Raw genomic sequence first — 17,604 nt, forward strand, 5'->3', positions numbered from 1 at the left:
TTTGTTCTAAACTTCTGATTTGTATAAAAATAAATGAGGATAAATATGGTATAATAATATACAGATTATAATTAAATTTTAGTATTAGTTAAAAATTAAGGGTGTCAAATGATTAATAATGTTAACACTATTTATATATATTAAGAAGGAGGCGAGCTTATGTTAGCTTATGATAAAACAAACAGGGGAATTGATGATGGTATATTGTTAAAAAAAGTAAATATCACAGGTAACTTATGTGCAGGATATGGCGAAGTATTTGTAAATCAAATTTATGAAAATTGCAGTAATGAAGATATAGAAGGGGTATATATTTTTCCTATTCCAGTTACAGCAGTAATATCTGGATTTGAAGCAGAAATAGGTGGAAGAACTTTAAAAGCAATAGTGGAAGAAAAAGATAAGGCCCTGCAAGTTTATGAAAATGCAAGAATTCGAGGAGATAGTATCTTTTCACTGGAGGAATTCAGCCCTCATTTTTTCAAAATAAGCATAGGCAAAATAATTTCCGGCGAGACTGTCAAAATAAAGCTTTCCTATATAGATGAATTAGACTATAAAGATAGTACTTTTAAGCTTACAATACCTGCAATTTCAGAACCTAAGATAATAAAGAGCAAATCCAAAATTGAAGAATTAAAGAGTAATTTAGTTAATAGATTTGGAATAAGAAAGGTTAAGGATGAAGATTTTGAATTTAAGGTAAATATAATAGTAGAATCTTTAAGCAGAGTTGATTTTAGATGTCCTTACCATAAAATAAAAGTGGAAAGGGAAGGAGATACAGTAGCTAAAATAACTTTAGAAGAGGATTATTATTTAATAGATAAAGAATTTACATTGTTTATAAAAGAAAGAGAAACTCTTGAAGCAGATGGAATGATATATGAATATAAAGAAAATGACAAGCAAAAAGGAATAGTATATATAAGGATGATTCCAAAGCTTGATCCTTATGAGGAAGAAATTAAGGAAAATTATATATTTTTAATTGACATTTCAGATACCATGAAAGGCGAAAAGTTAGAACAGGCAAAAAATGCACTTCAGCTTTGTATAAGAAATTTATCTAAAGGAGATACTTTCGATATAGTAGCTATGGGAGTAAATTTAATAGATTTTTCAAAAGATGGAATGATAGAGTTTAATCAGGATTCTTTAAGAAAGGCTTCCAAATGGATAGATAATTTGAATATTGAAGAAGATGCAGATATATTTGGAGCAATAAGATATAGTCTGGAAAAAGAAGGGGATAAAAATACAATTCTCTTATTTACTGATGATTTAGTAGATGATGAAGAAAATATACTTGCCTATGTTAGAGAGAATATAGGAAACAATAGAATATTTACTTTTGGAATAGATTCATCTGCCAATAACTATTTTTTAAATAAATTAGCTCACGAAAGTTGTGGAAAAGCAGAGTTTATAGATATAGGTGAGAGAATTGAAGATATAGTCTTAAGACAATTTAATAGAATACAAAATCCTCAGGTTCATAATATAGAAATTGACTGGGGTGAACTCAAGGTAAAAAATTCTTACCCTAGAACTATAGAATATATGTATGATAGAGAACCTTTTTCAATATTTGCAAATGTACTGGGAGAAGTAGGAGGACAGATAATATTAAAGGGAAATGTAGGTGAAAAGGAATATATACAAAAGGTAGATATAGATAATTTTAATACAGAAGAAAATGCTAATCTATTAAAAAAAATATGGGCTAAAAAAAGAATAAAATCACTGGAAATAAATATGAGAGCTGAAAGAGGCATAATAAGGGAAAATATGAGAAAGAAAATAATAGAACTTTCAAAGGACAATAAACTTATAAGTCGTGAAACAACATTCATATTAATGGAGCTCAGGGAGGAGCCGGTACTTGGAATTCAGCTTAGAGATATAATTCCTATAAAAGTAAAGGAAAATACTTTAAATCATAAAATGGATGAAGATGAAGAAACGGGATTTTTGTATAGAAGTTTTATATATGAAGATGATCTAGAAATAAATCTTAGTGATAATAAGTATTTGGATAAAAAATATCCCAGAGAAAAACTTCTTAGGATAATTGCTAAAAATCAATTTGCAGATGGAGCTTTTGTGGATTATGAAGACAGTAGTATAGAGGATAAGATAGAAACTACAGCTATGGTTATGCTTGCTTTTATTATAGGAAAAGAGAATATAGATATATACACAAATCAATTGAATAAAGCAGTAAATTTCATATGCCAAAGTTATGATAAAGTAGAATTTAACGTAAGATGTGATATTTTAAAATTATCAATTTTAGTATTAAATAAGATAAAGAAAAAGAAATTATTAAAAGATAAGTATATTCCAAAAGTTGACTCTACAATAGAAGAGCTATGTGAGAAACTTCACAGTAGGGAAGAAACTAGGCATATACTTAAAAGTCTAATGAGTAACTCTTTTAATAAAAATGTGGCTTCGTTATTTACATTAAGTGAGGATAAGAAATATATACAAGAAAATATAACTATAATTGAGGAGAGAAATTCTATATTTGACATGTCAAAATTAGCTGTTTTGAAAGGATTAAAAAGTTAAAGCTCTGCTGGCATAAAGTTCAGTATGCCAGCTAATGGTTTAAATATTACTGTGGATAAAGCTGGTTATTTTATCAATAGGAATATCCACAAAGGTGCTTATGTCATCATTTTTGCAATTTTGTTCTGAATTACAGTTGTCAAAAGGTAAAATATCATTATAAGAATTTAAGTCATCGTTACAGTTATTTTCTGGTTCATAAACTGGAGTTTCACCTATCTTAATTACAAGTCTTATAAAACAATGATTTACCCCTATTAATATTCCTGTAAAGTTACATCTACAAGAATCTCCGCCAGATGTATATATGGTTGTCTTTTTTCCGGTATGTTTTTTTAAATTATCTATAAAGCTCATGGAACCAATGTTATTACAATCTGTAGAGGTTTGAGCACAGCATGAAGGGATGGTTTCAACAATGGAAGAGTCGTTATAGTTATTAATAGGTAAATTTTCTGGTGAATCCTGTTCATTGCAGATACCGAAACTGTCAGCACACTCTAATTTATTTTCATCCAACTCATTTATACAGGCTGTATTTTCCCATAGTGTATTATCTGTCTTACGATTTGCGTTTATGTCTATATAATTAGAATCTATAGGTGATTTTTCATTAGAAATAAAATAGTTTTTATCTTTATGATTTGAACGGTGTCTTCTAGAATGTCTTCTATGATGATGTCTGCTCAATGTATTCAACTCCTTTCTATGAAAATAATGAAAAACTGGTGTGATTTATATTTAAGCACTACCTTATTGATGATGGTGCCAGTTGTTTAAATAAAATTTAGATAGAATTATGAATAAAGGACGTTATAGCACATATAGGAATATCAATTATACATCCAGAATTATTTATATTGTTCTTATCGAAATTTTCGGTCATGTTTGAATAAGAATCCCGAGAGGTGAAAGGAGGCATACAGTTGTTTCCTGGTAAACAATCAGGGGCAGCACCTGCTCTAGTTATCAATCTTATATAACCATTATTTGAATATAATAAAATTCCTGTAAAAGATCCGTATTTCCCTCCGCCAGTGGTACATATAGTTATAGTTTTGCCTATAAATTTTGCTAAATGATTTTCAAGGCTGCATGTGCTAGTCAATTTGTTCCTCCCCTTTTTAATTAAATGTAAATTACAGTACTTTACTCCTAATCTATAATATGAATCAAAATTAATTTGTGACATCAATTTAAGTTTTTAAGTAGAAAGCAAAAGACGTAGATTTTTAGAATCTACGTCTCTTACTTTCTAAGTTAAAATTTATTTTAAAATTTTAACTTTATCACCATCATTTAAAAAGGTTTGACCTTCTGGTACTATATTATCCCCTGCACGTATTTTTGAAGATATTATCTGGGTAATTTTATCATTTGAAAGTCCTGTATTTACAGATACTTTCTTTATTTTATTGTTTTCCACCTTGTATAGATAGGAAACTCCATTTTCTACTTTTACGGCCTGGTTGGCTACAGTAAGTATATTATCCTGGGTTTCATCAGGTAAGGATATTTTAACAAACATACCTGGCTTTAATTCCCCTTCTGGATTAGATATCTTTATTTTAATCAAATATTCTTTAGTTGTACTGTCTGCATCAGGATTTATAGTTTCTATAGAACCGGTTATTTCTTTATTGGATAGAGAAGGAATAACTACAGGTATAGATTGATTTACTTTAATTTTTGAAAGCATGTTTCCCGGTACAGTTGCTTCAACTATAAGTGAACTTAAATCTATTATAGTTATAGATGCTGTTGCAGTAGGAGAAATTTCTCCTTCATGTATGTTTACAGCAGATACAATACCAGAAATAGGAGCTTTAATTATGGTATCATTAATTTGGGACTGTATTGAATCCACAGCGGCTTCAGCCTGGGTTACCTGAGCTTGGGCTACATCTACAGATTCAGGGCCAATTTTCTGTTGAATTAAGCTTAGATTTTGTTGTGCAGAAGATAGAGCTACAGATGCACTGTCAAGTTTAGTTTTAGCCGTATCCAATTCCTGCTTTGATGCAGCACCGGAAGAGTATAATGATTCTGTTCTATTATAACTGCTTTGGGCATCATCATAGGATATTTTAGCACTATCTACTGCCTGCTGGGCTTGTACAACCTGTTGTTCTACTCCTGAACTCTTTGTTTTATTTAAATTAGCTTTGGCAGAGTCTATACTTGCCTGCTGTTGTTTCAACTGGGCCTGCAGAGAGTCTGAATCAAGAGTAAATAATGTTTCTCCACTTTTTACTGTACTGCCCACTTTTACATTTAAAGTCTTAACTTTTCCAGGCGATTTAGGAGATACTGAAACTTCCTCCTTAGCAGTTAATTTTCCCGAATAATTTACATCTGTAGATAAAGAAGAAAGTTCTACTTTAATTACTTTTACATTTTTGATGGAATTTGTAGTTTCTGTACTTTTATTTTTTATTATATTATGTACTATACTAAAGATGATTAAAACTGCCAGTGCAATTAATACTATTTTACCTATATTATTTTTCAACTTTAAAACAATACTTTTCATAACATTCCTCATGATCACACCTCCTGAATTTCTGGATGTTTCTTTATTTTTCTAAGCACATAATTTTTTAAGTCATCCAACAATGTATAGACTATAGGTAATATTATAGGAGTAAGAATAGTAGAAGCTATCATTCCACCTATAACTACAAGAGCCATGCTGGATTTTATTTCACTGCCTTCTCCTAGAGATAGGGCAGAAGGAAGCATACCTACAATCATAGTTGCAGAGGTCATTATAATAGGTCTCAGTCTTCTTTCTCCAGATTCAATGAGAGCTTCTTTTAAATTTTTTCCCCGTTTTATAAGGGTATTTGTGTAGTCAATTAAAAGTGTACCATTTTTAGAAGCTAATCCATCCAGCATTATGAAGCCTATAAGAGACATCATATTTAAAGTTTTACCAGTAATTGCAAGTATCCCTATGGCTCCTATTAGAGCACAAGGAAGAGATATCATTCTGATAAATGGTGTTAAGAAGGATTCATATAGTACAACTAATATCATATAAATAAGTACTAAGGAAATAATTAATACTTGTATTAGAGAAGTAAAATTAGTTGACATACTCTCCTGATTTCCACCAAATTTAATTTGGTAGCCTTCTGGGACAGATAATGGCTCTAATTTTTTAGTTAAATCTTTACTTACAGCACCAAGGGGCCTTCCCTGAATATTTGCAGAAACAGTAGCGACATCCTGTCTATCCTGTCTTGATATAGATTTAGGACTGTCGGATCTTACTATTTTTGCAACTTCACTTATAGGAACAGATTGACCTGAACTGCTGAGTACTTTTATAGAGCCTATATCTGAAGCGGTTTTTACATATTCATCATTAAATTTTATTGTTATATCATAGTCGTCTCCATTTGTGGTATATACTCCTCCAGATGAACCTTGAATTGCGGTTCTCAGTACTGAAGATAAGTCTGATATGGATACACCATATTGTGATGCAGCTAATCTGTCTATCTGTACTTTTAATTCACTTTCACTTACCTTGGTAGAATTATCTACATCTGTAATACCTGAAACTGTTTTTATTGTTTCTTCTACTTTATTGGATATTTCATTTATGGTATCGGAATCGTTACCTAATATTTGAATTGATATAGGTTTACTGCTGCTACTGGTGCTTATATCAGATTCAGCTACAGAAAAATCTGTTCCTGCTAAAGAAGCATTTCCCCAGTTGCGGACTTTTTTGGCTACTTCAGACTGAGATAATTTTCTCTCATCTTTAGGGTAAAGTTCTACATATATACTTGCAGTGTTAGAAGTATTAGAACTTATACTGTTACCGCTGGATCCTACCATGGCATAATAAGTTTTTATTTCTTTGACTCCGTGTAGATAGTTCTCTACCTGTTTAACACTTTTATCCATCTGATTCAAGGTTGCTCCTGAATCAAAAGTCATATTTATATTAAAGGAGCTTTGGTCCGTAGAAGGAATAAGTTCTGTTCCTATGGCACCTGCCGGTATTAATAGAATAGTACCTATTAATACAGCTATACTAATAATTAACACTCTTTTTCTATGGTCTAGCGACCATATGAGAGCTTTCTTATATACTACTGTCACATTATCTAGAGATTTTGAAAGAGAACTAAACATTTTATATAATTTTGTATTTTTAATTCTAGTAAATCTACCAGAAGTTTTTTTAGGTTTATTATCAGATCCTTTAAATACTCTGGATGCCAGCATAGGCGTAATGGTAAAAGAAACAAATAGAGAAAATAATGCTGCAAAAGCTATAGTCAATCCAAATTCTTTAAAGAATTGTCCTGCCATACCTGATATGAATGCAACTGGAGCAAATACCACCACATCACAGAGTGTTATAGCAATGGCTGCCAGCCCTATTTCATTACGTCCATCTATGGCGGCCTGGTGTGGATGTTTTTTCATGGACAGATGCTGTTTTATATTATCAAGTACAACAATTGAATCATCTACAAGTATTCCTATGCAAAGGGATAAACCCATTAAAGACATCATGTTTAGTGTAAATCCCATAACATACATCATAAAAAAAGTGGCAATGAGGGAAGTAGGTATGGCTACAAGCACTATTAATGAAGATTTCCAGCTTCTTAAAAATATAAATAAAACCAGAGCAGTGGTTATTATACCTTCTACCAGAGTACGTTTTATTTCAGAAAGAGATGAAGTTATAAATTTAGTACTATCATAGGCAGTTACCAAGGTCATTCCCTTTGGCAGCTGTTTTTTGATTTTTTCAAGTTCTGCGTTTATATTATCTACAGTTTCAACTACATTTGCATCACTTTGTTTCTGTACATTTATTCCTATGGTATCTTTACCGTTTATTCTTACGTATTGATTTTCATCAGGATATTCTAAATTTATGTCAGCTATATCTGATAGACGAACAGTACCACCAATTGAAGTAGGTATTAATAAATTTTTTATTTCATCTATATTTTCCAGTTGACCCATAATCCTTACAGTTTCATTTAGGTTTTCTTGTTTTATCTGACCTGCAGGAAAGCTTACATTATCTGATTGTAATTTGGAAATCAATATACTTGTATTTATTCCATAGAATTCTATAGCTGCTTTATCCAGTTTTATCATAAGCTGTTTTTCTTGAGTTCCAAGGAGAGATACATTTCCCACGCCTTCAACTTTTTTAAGGGAATCAGTTATATTATTGGATTCATTATATAATTCGTCGTGAGATACATCTCCAGATACAGATAACATTAGAACAGGCATGGCATTTGTGTCTATTTTAAATAGAACAGGCTTGTCTGCGTTTTTAGGAAGTGTAGCTTGCGCAGTATCTACAGCTTTTTGTACATCTAAAAAAGCTGTGTTCATATTTACATCGCTTTTAAACATTATGATGGTTTGTCCATATCCTTCATTTGCTGTAGATTGTAAGGTGTCAATACCGCTTATACCAGCTACGGAATCTTCAATAGGTTTTACTATATCTTTTTTTATGTCTTCAGCACTGGCACCAGAATATGTAGTGGATATAGAGATTACAGGTATATTCATAGATGGCATAAGATCTGCCCCTAATTTACTATAACCAAATACCCCAAGACCCAACAAGAACAATAGTAACATGGTTATTGCTGCTGGCTTTCGTACAGATAGTTCAGTTAAGTTCATTTTTTACCCTCCTTAGTCATAGATATAATAGTTTTATTTTTATAATTTTTAAGAGCATAATTTAATTTTGAAAAACCGTAAACTATGTTTTTCAAATCATCCTTGTCCAAAATAGAAACTGCTTCTTCTAAGAAATCATATTTTATCTTATTCAATCTTTTTACATAATTAATTCCCTCCGGGGTAAGAGACAGTATAACAATTCTTCTATTATAATCTGGCCGATATCTGTACACCAATCCTTTATCTACAAACTTATTACTTAAATTTGTAACAGCGGCAGGAGTTATTCCAAGCTCTTTTGCCAGTTCGCTTACTTTATACTGACCATGTTCCTCAAGTTGGTGCAAAAAAAATAATTGAGCAATAGGAAGCTTTTCTTCGTATTTAAAATTACTTAAAATATATTTAATAAGTAAAAAAAAATCATCGAAATTTTTTTTTATATCTTCAATAATAAGTAAATTACTTTTTTCCAAGTCTATTTCAATACCTCCCTTGCTAGTTAGTACATGAATGAAATATTTAATAATTAAATATTTTATAAATATATAATTCACAGATTAAATTATATATTTATACGGATAAAATTTCAAGAATTAGTAACAAATTTTATATAATATTTACATATCTTAAATTTATCTTAAATTATAGACTAAAAAGCCTAGCCTGAATTGAAGCTAAGCTTTTACTAATATTTTTGTATATAAGAAGTCCAAAGATTTCTATAATATTTAAAATCACTGTCACCTGTTATAATATTAAGTGTATCTAGCAAGGTTAAATGAATTCCATAGTAGTCAAAGTTAATTGTAGGAGATGTACCTGGTTTGGTTAAATATCCTAAGTCATAAGATACGAAGCCTCCCATATCATAATAGGGGAGTATATATTTTAATGTGAGTAGGCCTTTTTTAAAATATGTAGATGCTCTATCAGTATATTCCTTATTATTAGGAATATTTGACCAATCATATAATCCTATTAAAGTAAACATATGTCCATTTAAAGTGTATGAAGGGGGATTTGTCACGTACAATTGAAAAAATATATAATCTGCCATTTGATTTCCCAAAGAGCTTAAATTATCCATTGGACCTCCCTGAGAGGTTCTTGTAGTTAAAAAACTAAGAGCTAAATTTCCTGCAGAAATATATTTTTTATTTCCTGTAAGGTAGTAGGCTCTAGAAAATACACTAAGGGCCTGTCCTTGAGCCATTGCAGATATCCAACCAGGTTGTAATTCATTATCGTCTAGATAATGTTTATAATTAAAATCATATCTAATAGCACCTGTGCTGTCCATATTTTCTATAAGCCAGTCTGCAGCATTTAAAAATTCTTGCTTCATATATAGATTTTCTTTGTTTGCTTTTTTAGAATTTAGATATATATTGTAATAAGATAGAGCATATTGATCTATAGTAACAGGATTATAATGATAACTTCCACTGTAATTTACCATAGGTATTCCCTTTACGTCAAATTTTATTATGTTATCGTCGGTATAACTTGCAACATTTTCTATAGATAAGTAGTTGTCAAAGGTATTATAATATCCTATACTTTGATATTCATATCCGGAATTCATATAATATTTTTGATATTGTTCAATTAAATTAAAGTTCTCTGGTTGATTTAATACAGTTTTAATAGAAATATCTTTTTGCTGTGCAATTAAATATAGTATATTTGCTTTGTCCTTTATATATTCAGATACTCCCTCAGTGTTTATTATGGCAGTGTAGCCTCTACAGGCATCTGTGTAGTTTCCCTTTAAATTAGTTCCTTTACTCCAATTCAGTATCAATTCTGCTTTTTCATTCAAACCATTTATAAATCTTTCATCATCTGGATAAATGCTGTAGGCTTTTGAAAGTAAGTCTAGTGCAGCATAAGGCTCTGAATAGGGTATATTACTTATTGAGTTGTAATAATCATCTGCAGTTTGTGAAGCCTGTACGGTGCTAGTCCACATAAAAATGATTAGAAATAAACAGTCTATATAAGATGTTTTTTTAAACAATTTATTTAACCTCCCAACTTAGATAGAAAGTACTAAAATCATTAAGCATTAGTTAGTACTCATATAGTGCTAAGTATAATACAATAATTTAAGTTTAACAATCCATTATTTTACTGTATATAGGGTGTGGTATTTAAATATTATATAAAATATAACAGCATTTTGAATTAAGCTTGAAAAAAATTACCTCCATTTTTAGGAGGTAAAATAATTAATTAAGTATATATACATTTACAGATCTTATTCCCCAGCTTTGCGCCTCGGCATCCGAGGTTACAAAAACATCTATTCTGTTACCTTTAATGGCTCCACCTATATCTTCTGCAATAGCATAGCCGTATCCTTCTACATAAACTCTAGAGCCTAAAGGAATAACTCTAGGATCTACAGCTATAGTGCTATATCCATTTGGATTTCTTTTAGTTGGGGCACCGGATGCTGTAATACCATCATCGCAATATGCTGTTGCACTTACATTTAACACCTGGGAAAATGAAACGGGCATTCCACCACGAGAGAGGGTTTGTCTATCTAAATCACTGATGTTATAGGCCAGAGAAGTCTGGGTATATAGGGTTTTGGATTCTTCCAATTGTTGTTCCTTTAACTGTTGTTCTTTTTCAGTAGTTTTAGCTAACAGTTCTTTTTGTTCTTTTATATTATCATTTAATTTAGACAGTGTAATTTCATTATTTGCTTTTAAAGTTTGTAATTTACTATTTTCATAATATAATGTCTGTTTTTCATTTTCTATAGTTCGTTCATTTTGTTTAAGTCTGGCAATAATTTTATTGTCAAATTGTATTACTTTAGTGATGGTATCCATTCTAGAAATAAAATCACTTAAACTTTCTGAAGATAAAATTACTTCAAGGTATGCATCAGTGCCATTTATGTACATAGCCTTTATTCTACTTTTAAATAAATCATCTTGAATTTTGGAATTGTTTTTTGCTTCTTCTAATTTAGCTTGAGTATTTTTTATATCTTCAGCAATTTTATTCATAGCGTCTTTATTGTTTGAAATGTCATTAATCACTTTATCGATTTGTGTGTTTAAATCATCTATTTTTGATTGTAATTGATTTTTGTCATTTTGAGTTTGAGTTAATTCCTCAGATGTGGAATTTGATGCAGCATTAATATTACCACAGGGTATTACCATTAATGTCAGCGTCATAATAACACATAGGGTTTTTTTATTCAATGTTATTCCTCCTTAAAATGATTATTAAGCCTTAAGGGCTTACTAATGTTTTCTATTATAACATCAATATGTATAAAAACTCAAGTTTTCAAAAAATTGAACACCTATAGCATATATTATTTGTGTGCTGTAATCATACATCTATTTTTAAATCGATACCTATAACACCTGTTATAATATTGCTTGAATCTACAATAGGTATAGATACAGTAACGCAAGGGTTTGCAGTAATAGCAGATATATATACATCCGAAATATATTCTTTTCCCTTTATACTTTCTTCAAACCATTTACGTACATTGGCATTTGCTATTCCATTTGGTGGATTTGAATAAATAAATTTGCCTTTATTATCATTTGTCCAAATTGCTTCTATGTAAGAGTGCTTGTTCAAGAATTCACATAGCAATTTTTTATGGATGTTTTCATCTGGGGAAGAGAGTCTATACTCAGATAATAAATCTCTTTTTATTAAAGTAATTATTTCACTACATCTTATCTTTACTTTATCTGTATTTAATTTAGTTATGTCTTTTTCAATTTTTTCACAAAAAGAACCTAAAGATGAAGAGGTATCAATCAAAAATTTTTGCATTTCTTTTAATTCCTTTATACTTTCATTTTGAGTTTTAACAGAACCATACATATTTTTTACATTTGAACTTATTACTTCAAAGCTTTCCTGTACTTCATTACATTTAGAATTCATATTTTTTATAGATTCATATTCTTTGTCTGTAATATCGATTATATCATTTACAGAATTTACAATAGCTGCCACTGACTCTTTTATTTCATTTAAAATATTTTCTATATTTTGTGAGTAGGTAACACTTCTCTCAACATTTTTTTCATTGGGAATAGAAGTTTCTATAACAATTTCAATTTGTTTTTCAATTTTTTCAATGAGTTTTGATATTTCCAAAACGGAATTTCTGCTGTTTTCTGCAAGATTTGATATTTCCTTTGCAACTACACTGAATCCTTTGCCATATTCACCTGCACGTGCAGCTTCAATAGAAGCATTTAAAGATAACATATGGGTCTGGGATGCTATATCATTAACTGTATTTAATATGGAAGATATCTCAACTGAAATTTGTTTTAATTCTTTAATATTCTTCATTGTTTTATCTGTAGATGACTTTATTTCCTGGATTGAACTGACTATGCCCAGAATATCTTTTAAGCCCTTCATAATAATTTGTTGGGATTCATCAGAAGTTATAGAAATATTTTTAGAAGTATCTTTTATGTTTTCAGATAAAGAGGATATTTCTCTTATAATATTAAGGGTATCATTTACCTTATAATAGCTTAGGTTATTTGTTTCTGACAGAGTATTAGCTTCCTTATAGAGTAATTCTGCAGATGAGGAGGTATACTCAATTGTTGAAGACAAATTATGTGATACAGAATAAATTTTAGTAAACAATACCTGAAATTTAAAGTTGGTTTTAAGTAATTTTTTTCTGAGAGAATCAATTAAAGTTAAATAGGGCGATTTGTCTTTTTCATCTATTGTGAAATAATAATTGTCATTTAATAAGTTATTTAAAAATTTCTGAATTAATACTTTATCTTTATTATGTCTATGTAAAAATACTACAAAGGATAGAAAGGTACCCAATATTAATCCAATAAAAAAATAAATCAATAAACTCTCCCCTTTTTTATTAAAGTTTTTAAATATTATGATATTGCTAAATTTTAGAATAATTATATCACAATTTTATGGAGGAAACAATATATGGTAAATCAATGAGTTTATTAAGATAAAAGTATTGTTACTAAAATTTAAATAGATTTGGTATAATTAAATTAGAAAATATAGTTAAAAGATGGCAGAGGAGGGCTTATGGTATATAATCTGGAAAAAATAATTGACCATATAAGAAAAAAAGACGAGGAAGAAGAAATGGGGATGACTAATATACAAGAAGCAGAAAATCTTATAAAAATGGGAATGGATTTATTGACGGTTATAAGGATAACAGGACTTGAATGGGAAGAAATCAATAGTATAAAAAAATATATGAATTAATAAATTGAACTTTTAATGAATATTTCCGAGGTAAAATATATGTTAACTTTATGTATGATAGTAAAAAATGAAGAAAATACCCTGAAGAATTGTCTTATTGGGGCAGCTTCTTTTGTAGATGAAATAATTATAGTAGATACCGGGTCTAAAGATAATACAAAAGATATAGCTTTAGAATTTACAGATAAAATCTATGATTTTAAATGGTGTAATGATTTTTCAAAAGCCAGAAATTATTCTATAGAAAAGGCATCCAATGACTGGGTGCTTATACTTGATGCAGATGAATTTATTGTGGATTTTTCAAGCAGAAGTGTACAGGAATTCATAGAAGAGCCCTCAAATAGAAATAAAGTGGGCAGGCTCAAGAGAGTAAACTTTATGGAAGATTCTTATGGAAACAATAAATATACAGAAAGAATAAATAGACTTTTCAATAAAAACTATTTTAATTATGAAGGTATAATTCATGAACAGATTGTGGCTTTGAATGGAAAACCTTATGAAACGGAAATGGTAGATATAACAGCAGAACATGTAGGCTATACCAGGGAAGCATTAAATAAGACAGGAAAAATTAAAAGAAACATAGATTTATTAAAAATGGCGGTGAAAGATAACTTAGAAGATCCATATCTTTATTTTCAACTGGGTAAATCTTATTATATGTTAAAAAATTATAAAAATGCAGTGATGTATTTTGAAAAGGCATTATCTTTTTCACTGGATTTTAGTCTGGAGTATGTGGAAGATTTAGTTGAAACTTATGGATATGCTTTGATTAACAGTGGAAAGTACCAAAAGGCACTTATACTTGAAAATTGTGTTGAAGTTTACTCAAATTTTGCTGATTTTCATTTTCTCATGGGATTAATATATATGAATAATGCCAGGTTTACCCAGGCTGTAGAGAGCTTTTTAAAATGTACTGAATTTTCTTATGCCAAGGTAGAAGGGGTAAACACCTATATTTCCTATTATAATATAGGCGTTATATATGATGTACTGGGATTTAGAGAAAATGCTCTGGGATATTATAGAAAATGCGGCAATTATGAGCCTGCAGTAAAAAGGCTTAAGGCACAACTGAATTAGAACATAGCTGTAAAGTATGCCAGTATGTTCTACGATAATTAAATAATGTAAGTATTTGAGTATTTAATTTATGTCTTAATTTTAATAAGGTATTAAATTTTCGGATTCCTTAAATTAACAATCCTATGTGGCTGAATCCCCATAGGATTTAAGTTTTAATGCGTGGATTAAATATTAATAAAAAATTTTGGAGGAAAACATTGATTAGGAAAAGAAAACAAATACTAACTTTAATATTAGCCTCTGTAATCAGTTCTACTTTGTGTTATAAAGTAAATGCTGCCTATCCTACCCGAAAGAGGCTGGCAGGGGAAGATAGATATATAACTTCTCTAAAGGTGGCACAGGATGGATGGGATTCGTCCTATTATGCTGTTTTAGCCTGCGGTGAAGATTATCCAGATGCCCTAAGTTCTGTACCACTGGCAAAAAAATACGATGCACCAATACTTTTAACCCACAGAACCTATATAGATTCTTCTATAGTTGAGGAGCTTAAAAGTCTTAAAGTGGGAAAAGTATTTATAATAGGGGGAACAGCTTCTATAAGTGATACCATTTTAAATCAGTTAAATTCTCTTGGTATACAAACAGAGAGAATAGGAGGGGTGGACAGATATGATACTTCCGTGAAAATTGCCCAAAAATTTGGAAAAGTAGACACACTTACAGTAGCTTCGGGAGAGGATTATGCAGATGCCATATCCATAGGTTCTGCAGCTGGGGCAATGGGAGTTCCGGTGCTTCTGGTACCTAAAAATATTATGCCAGAGGGCACTAAAAGTTACATACAAGAATTAAATACTGTAATAAATTCAGATTACAGTAATAAACAAAAAGGGCAGACCACAAACAGCAGCAATGAAGGGGAATTCAGGAATATAAAAGTTTTTGTGGTAGGTGACAACAGCGTAGTAAGTGATAATGTAGCAAGAGAATTTGAAAACACCTTTAAAGATGATGTCACTAATGAACAATTTGGATATGTGGAGAGAATAACAGGTAGCGATAAATATGAGAGAAATATAAATGTAATAGCCAGATTTCTTGAAAAATCTACTGGTGATCCTGTAGAATATGATGATAATGATGATGACTATACTAATACAAATTATTCAACTGAAGATGATTTATTCAGTTTAAACAACATATTTGTAGCATCAGGAGAGGGCTTTGCAGATGCACTGTCGGGAGCAGCAGAAGCAGCTAAAAATAGAGCACCTGTCATACTTTCAGGTGCCTCAAATTCAAGCCTTATAAAAGATCTTATTTTAACTAAAATACCTAATTATAATAATGACAGTATTAACCCTGAATATATTACAATTTTAGGGGGAGAGGGAGTACTGCCAGACTCCAGGATAAGGGATATATTTGGATATATAATCGGGGATAAAAATGCAAGTACGGGAGATTCATCTATCACTACTTTTCAGGATTCCAAACTGGAAAAACTTATAAGGGATAAGGTTGGAAAACCTACTGGAACTCTCTCTTATTCGGATTTAAAGGGTATTACATCTTTAAATTTAAGCAATGAAGGTATAACAGATATAAGTGGACTTGAAAATTGTGTGAATTTAAAGAGTCTGGATTTAAGTTATAACCAGATAGAAAAGGTGAATCCTCTTTTGAAGCTGTATGACATTAAGGATCTTAATTTAAGCCATAATAAAATATCAGATGTTTCATATTTGTCTAACCTTACAAGTTTGGAGCAATTGAATTTAAGTGATAATAATATAAGTGATCTCAGTCATTCAAGAGAAAATACCAAAGATGATGATGATTCGGATTATGATAAAACAAGTGACAGTGTGTTTAAAAATATGACCCATCTGGCATTTTTGGATTTAAGCAATTCAAATGTGAAGTATATTTCTAGAAATTCTATAAACAGTTCCGATTTGGATGAATTGGAGTATTTGATAAGGCTTACCTCTTTGAACTTAAAAGGGACAAGTGTAGGTAGTCTTACTAATTTAAAAGAGCTTGAAACCCTGACCACCTTGAATTTAAGTGATACAAGTGTAAGTAATCTGGATCCTCTAAAGGAATTAACGGATTTAACTTATCTGGATCTAAGTGATAATGGCAGAATAGATGGAGATGATTTAAAACCGCTGCAATATTTAACCAAGTTAAAATATCTAAATTTAAGTAATAATAGAATTGATGATTTAACCTATTTAAAAGGACTGAAAAATTTAAATACATTATATTTAGAAGATAATCCAATACAGGACTATACTCCAATACTTTTTTATGAGAAGTCTCTTTATTACAGAGATTTTGATATAAGTTCCATAAGTGGAGATGTCACATATTCCAAAGATTCCACTATAGATGGGTTAATAAAAAGTCAGATAAGTGATTTTGAAGATGTTTATGAATATGGTGACTATGATAAACTTAGGTTCAGAGTACTCTATCGTCCTTATGATACAGGAGCCTATAGTGATACACTTAAAGGTCTTAAACAGGAGATGGACTGGCTCCAGCAGGAAATAGCTTCAGGAGGAATGTCTTCTTTGGAGCTTAAAAATGTAAATGATGATTTAACCAGTGTTGAAAATGAAATATCAGATGTTAGTAAAAAGGATGTTATGAATTCAGAAGTAGCGAATTTGGAAAATCAGCTTTCTTCATGTTACGATGCAAAAGACATGGAAAAAGTAATCAATAAAATTAATTATAAATATGCAGATTACAGGTATGACTATTATAGGACTTTGATAGATAGATGTACAGATGATATACAAAATATAAAAGCTCAAATTCAATTAATTGGACTTCAAGGCTCTGGTTACAGCGGCACTAACACCATTGACAGTCTCCAGAATATGCTGGAGGAAAAACAAAAAAATAAAGATTTTGCAGAAGAAAAGATAAATATGTATGATAGATACAGAAATTTTTTCAATGCTGTAAATTCAGTGTTGGAACAAAATTAAAGGAAGGAGGAACCTA

12 protein-coding genes are annotated in these 17,604 nt (G+C 30.3%); 4 read left to right on the top strand and 8 right to left on the bottom strand.

Going from position 1 to position 17,604, the window contains the following annotated elements; genetic code table 11:
* The first annotated feature begins 159 nt into the window (after positions 1-159).
* The gene (locus tag AB3K27_RS06005; RefSeq protein ID WP_368490332.1) at positions 160-2,577 is read left to right on the top strand and encodes a VIT and VWA domain-containing protein; all 2,418 of its coding nucleotides are present in this window, start codon (positions 160-162) and stop codon (positions 2,575-2,577) included.
* 39 nt (positions 2,578-2,616) lie between these two features.
* Here AB3K27_RS06005 and AB3K27_RS06010 read toward each other — a convergent pair whose 3' ends face one another.
* The 8 genes from AB3K27_RS06010 to AB3K27_RS06045 form a co-directional block, all read right to left on the bottom strand.
* Positions 2,617-3,267 carry a hypothetical protein gene (locus AB3K27_RS06010; protein WP_368490333.1) on the bottom strand — a complete coding sequence of 217 codons (651 nt, stop codon included), beginning with the start codon at positions 3,265-3,267 and terminating at the stop codon, positions 2,617-2,619.
* Positions 3,268-3,364: 97 nt separating this feature from the next.
* Positions 3,365-3,685, bottom strand: coding sequence for a hypothetical protein (locus tag AB3K27_RS06015; protein WP_368490334.1), 321 nt, complete (start codon positions 3,683-3,685; stop codon positions 3,365-3,367).
* A 159-nt stretch (positions 3,686-3,844) separates the two neighbouring features.
* On the bottom strand, positions 3,845-5,122 hold the full coding sequence (locus AB3K27_RS06020; protein ID WP_368490335.1) for an efflux RND transporter periplasmic adaptor subunit: 1,278 nt from the start codon (positions 5,120-5,122) through the stop codon (positions 3,845-3,847).
* A gap of 2 nt (positions 5,123-5,124) precedes the next feature.
* A complete protein-coding gene (locus tag AB3K27_RS06025) occupies positions 5,125-8,262 on the bottom strand; it encodes an efflux RND transporter permease subunit (RefSeq protein WP_368490336.1) in 3,138 nt (1,045 codons plus the stop codon).
* On the bottom strand, positions 8,259-8,741 hold the full coding sequence (locus AB3K27_RS06030; protein ID WP_368490337.1) for a MarR family winged helix-turn-helix transcriptional regulator: 483 nt from the start codon (positions 8,739-8,741) through the stop codon (positions 8,259-8,261). The genes AB3K27_RS06025 and AB3K27_RS06030 overlap by 4 nt, the downstream gene beginning before the upstream one ends.
* Before the next feature lie 212 nt (positions 8,742-8,953).
* On the bottom strand, positions 8,954-10,288 hold the full coding sequence (locus tag AB3K27_RS06035; protein WP_368490338.1) for a D-glucuronyl C5-epimerase family protein: 1,335 nt from the start codon (positions 10,286-10,288) through the stop codon (positions 8,954-8,956).
* A 211-nt stretch (positions 10,289-10,499) separates the two neighbouring features.
* Positions 10,500-11,495 carry a 3D domain-containing protein gene (locus tag AB3K27_RS06040; protein WP_368490339.1) on the bottom strand — a complete coding sequence of 332 codons (996 nt, stop codon included), beginning with the start codon at positions 11,493-11,495 and terminating at the stop codon, positions 10,500-10,502.
* Between the two features lie 133 nt (positions 11,496-11,628).
* Positions 11,629-13,152, bottom strand: coding sequence for a methyl-accepting chemotaxis protein (locus AB3K27_RS06045; RefSeq protein ID WP_368490340.1), 1,524 nt, complete (start codon positions 13,150-13,152; stop codon positions 11,629-11,631).
* A 201-nt stretch (positions 13,153-13,353) separates the two neighbouring features.
* Here AB3K27_RS06045 and AB3K27_RS06050 point away from each other — a divergent pair, with 201 nt between their 5' ends.
* From AB3K27_RS06050 to AB3K27_RS06060, 3 genes are all read left to right on the top strand, one after another.
* A complete protein-coding gene (locus AB3K27_RS06050) occupies positions 13,354-13,539 on the top strand; it encodes a hypothetical protein (protein ID WP_368490341.1) in 186 nt (61 codons plus the stop codon).
* A gap of 39 nt (positions 13,540-13,578) precedes the next feature.
* Complete coding sequence (locus tag AB3K27_RS06055; protein ID WP_368490342.1) at positions 13,579-14,634, top strand: glycosyltransferase; 1,056 nt, start codon at positions 13,579-13,581, stop codon at positions 14,632-14,634.
* Positions 14,635-14,834: 200 nt separating this feature from the next.
* Complete coding sequence (locus AB3K27_RS06060) at positions 14,835-17,588, top strand: cell wall-binding repeat-containing protein (protein WP_368490343.1); 2,754 nt, start codon at positions 14,835-14,837, stop codon at positions 17,586-17,588.
* Positions 17,589-17,604: the final 16 nt, after the last annotated feature.

The sequence above is a fragment of the Clostridium sp. BJN0013 genome (genome assembly GCF_040939125.1).
Taxonomy (GTDB): Bacteria; Bacillota; Clostridia; order Clostridiales; family Clostridiaceae; genus Clostridium_B.

Excerpts from the sequence above, each read along its gene's own strand:
- AB3K27_RS06005 (WP_368490332.1), top strand. The coding sequence starts at position 160 with ATGTTAGCTTATGATAAAACAAACAGGGGAATTGATGATGGTATATTG.
- AB3K27_RS06020 (WP_368490335.1), bottom strand. The coding sequence starts at position 5,122 with ATGAGGAATGTTATGAAAAGTATTGTTTTAAAGTTGAAAAATAATATA.
- AB3K27_RS06025 (WP_368490336.1), bottom strand. The coding sequence starts at position 8,262 with ATGAACTTAACTGAACTATCTGTACGAAAGCCAGCAGCAATAACCATG.
- AB3K27_RS06050 (WP_368490341.1), top strand. The coding sequence starts at position 13,354 with ATGGTATATAATCTGGAAAAAATAATTGACCATATAAGAAAAAAAGAC.
- AB3K27_RS06055 (WP_368490342.1), top strand. The coding sequence starts at position 13,579 with ATGTTAACTTTATGTATGATAGTAAAAAATGAAGAAAATACCCTGAAG.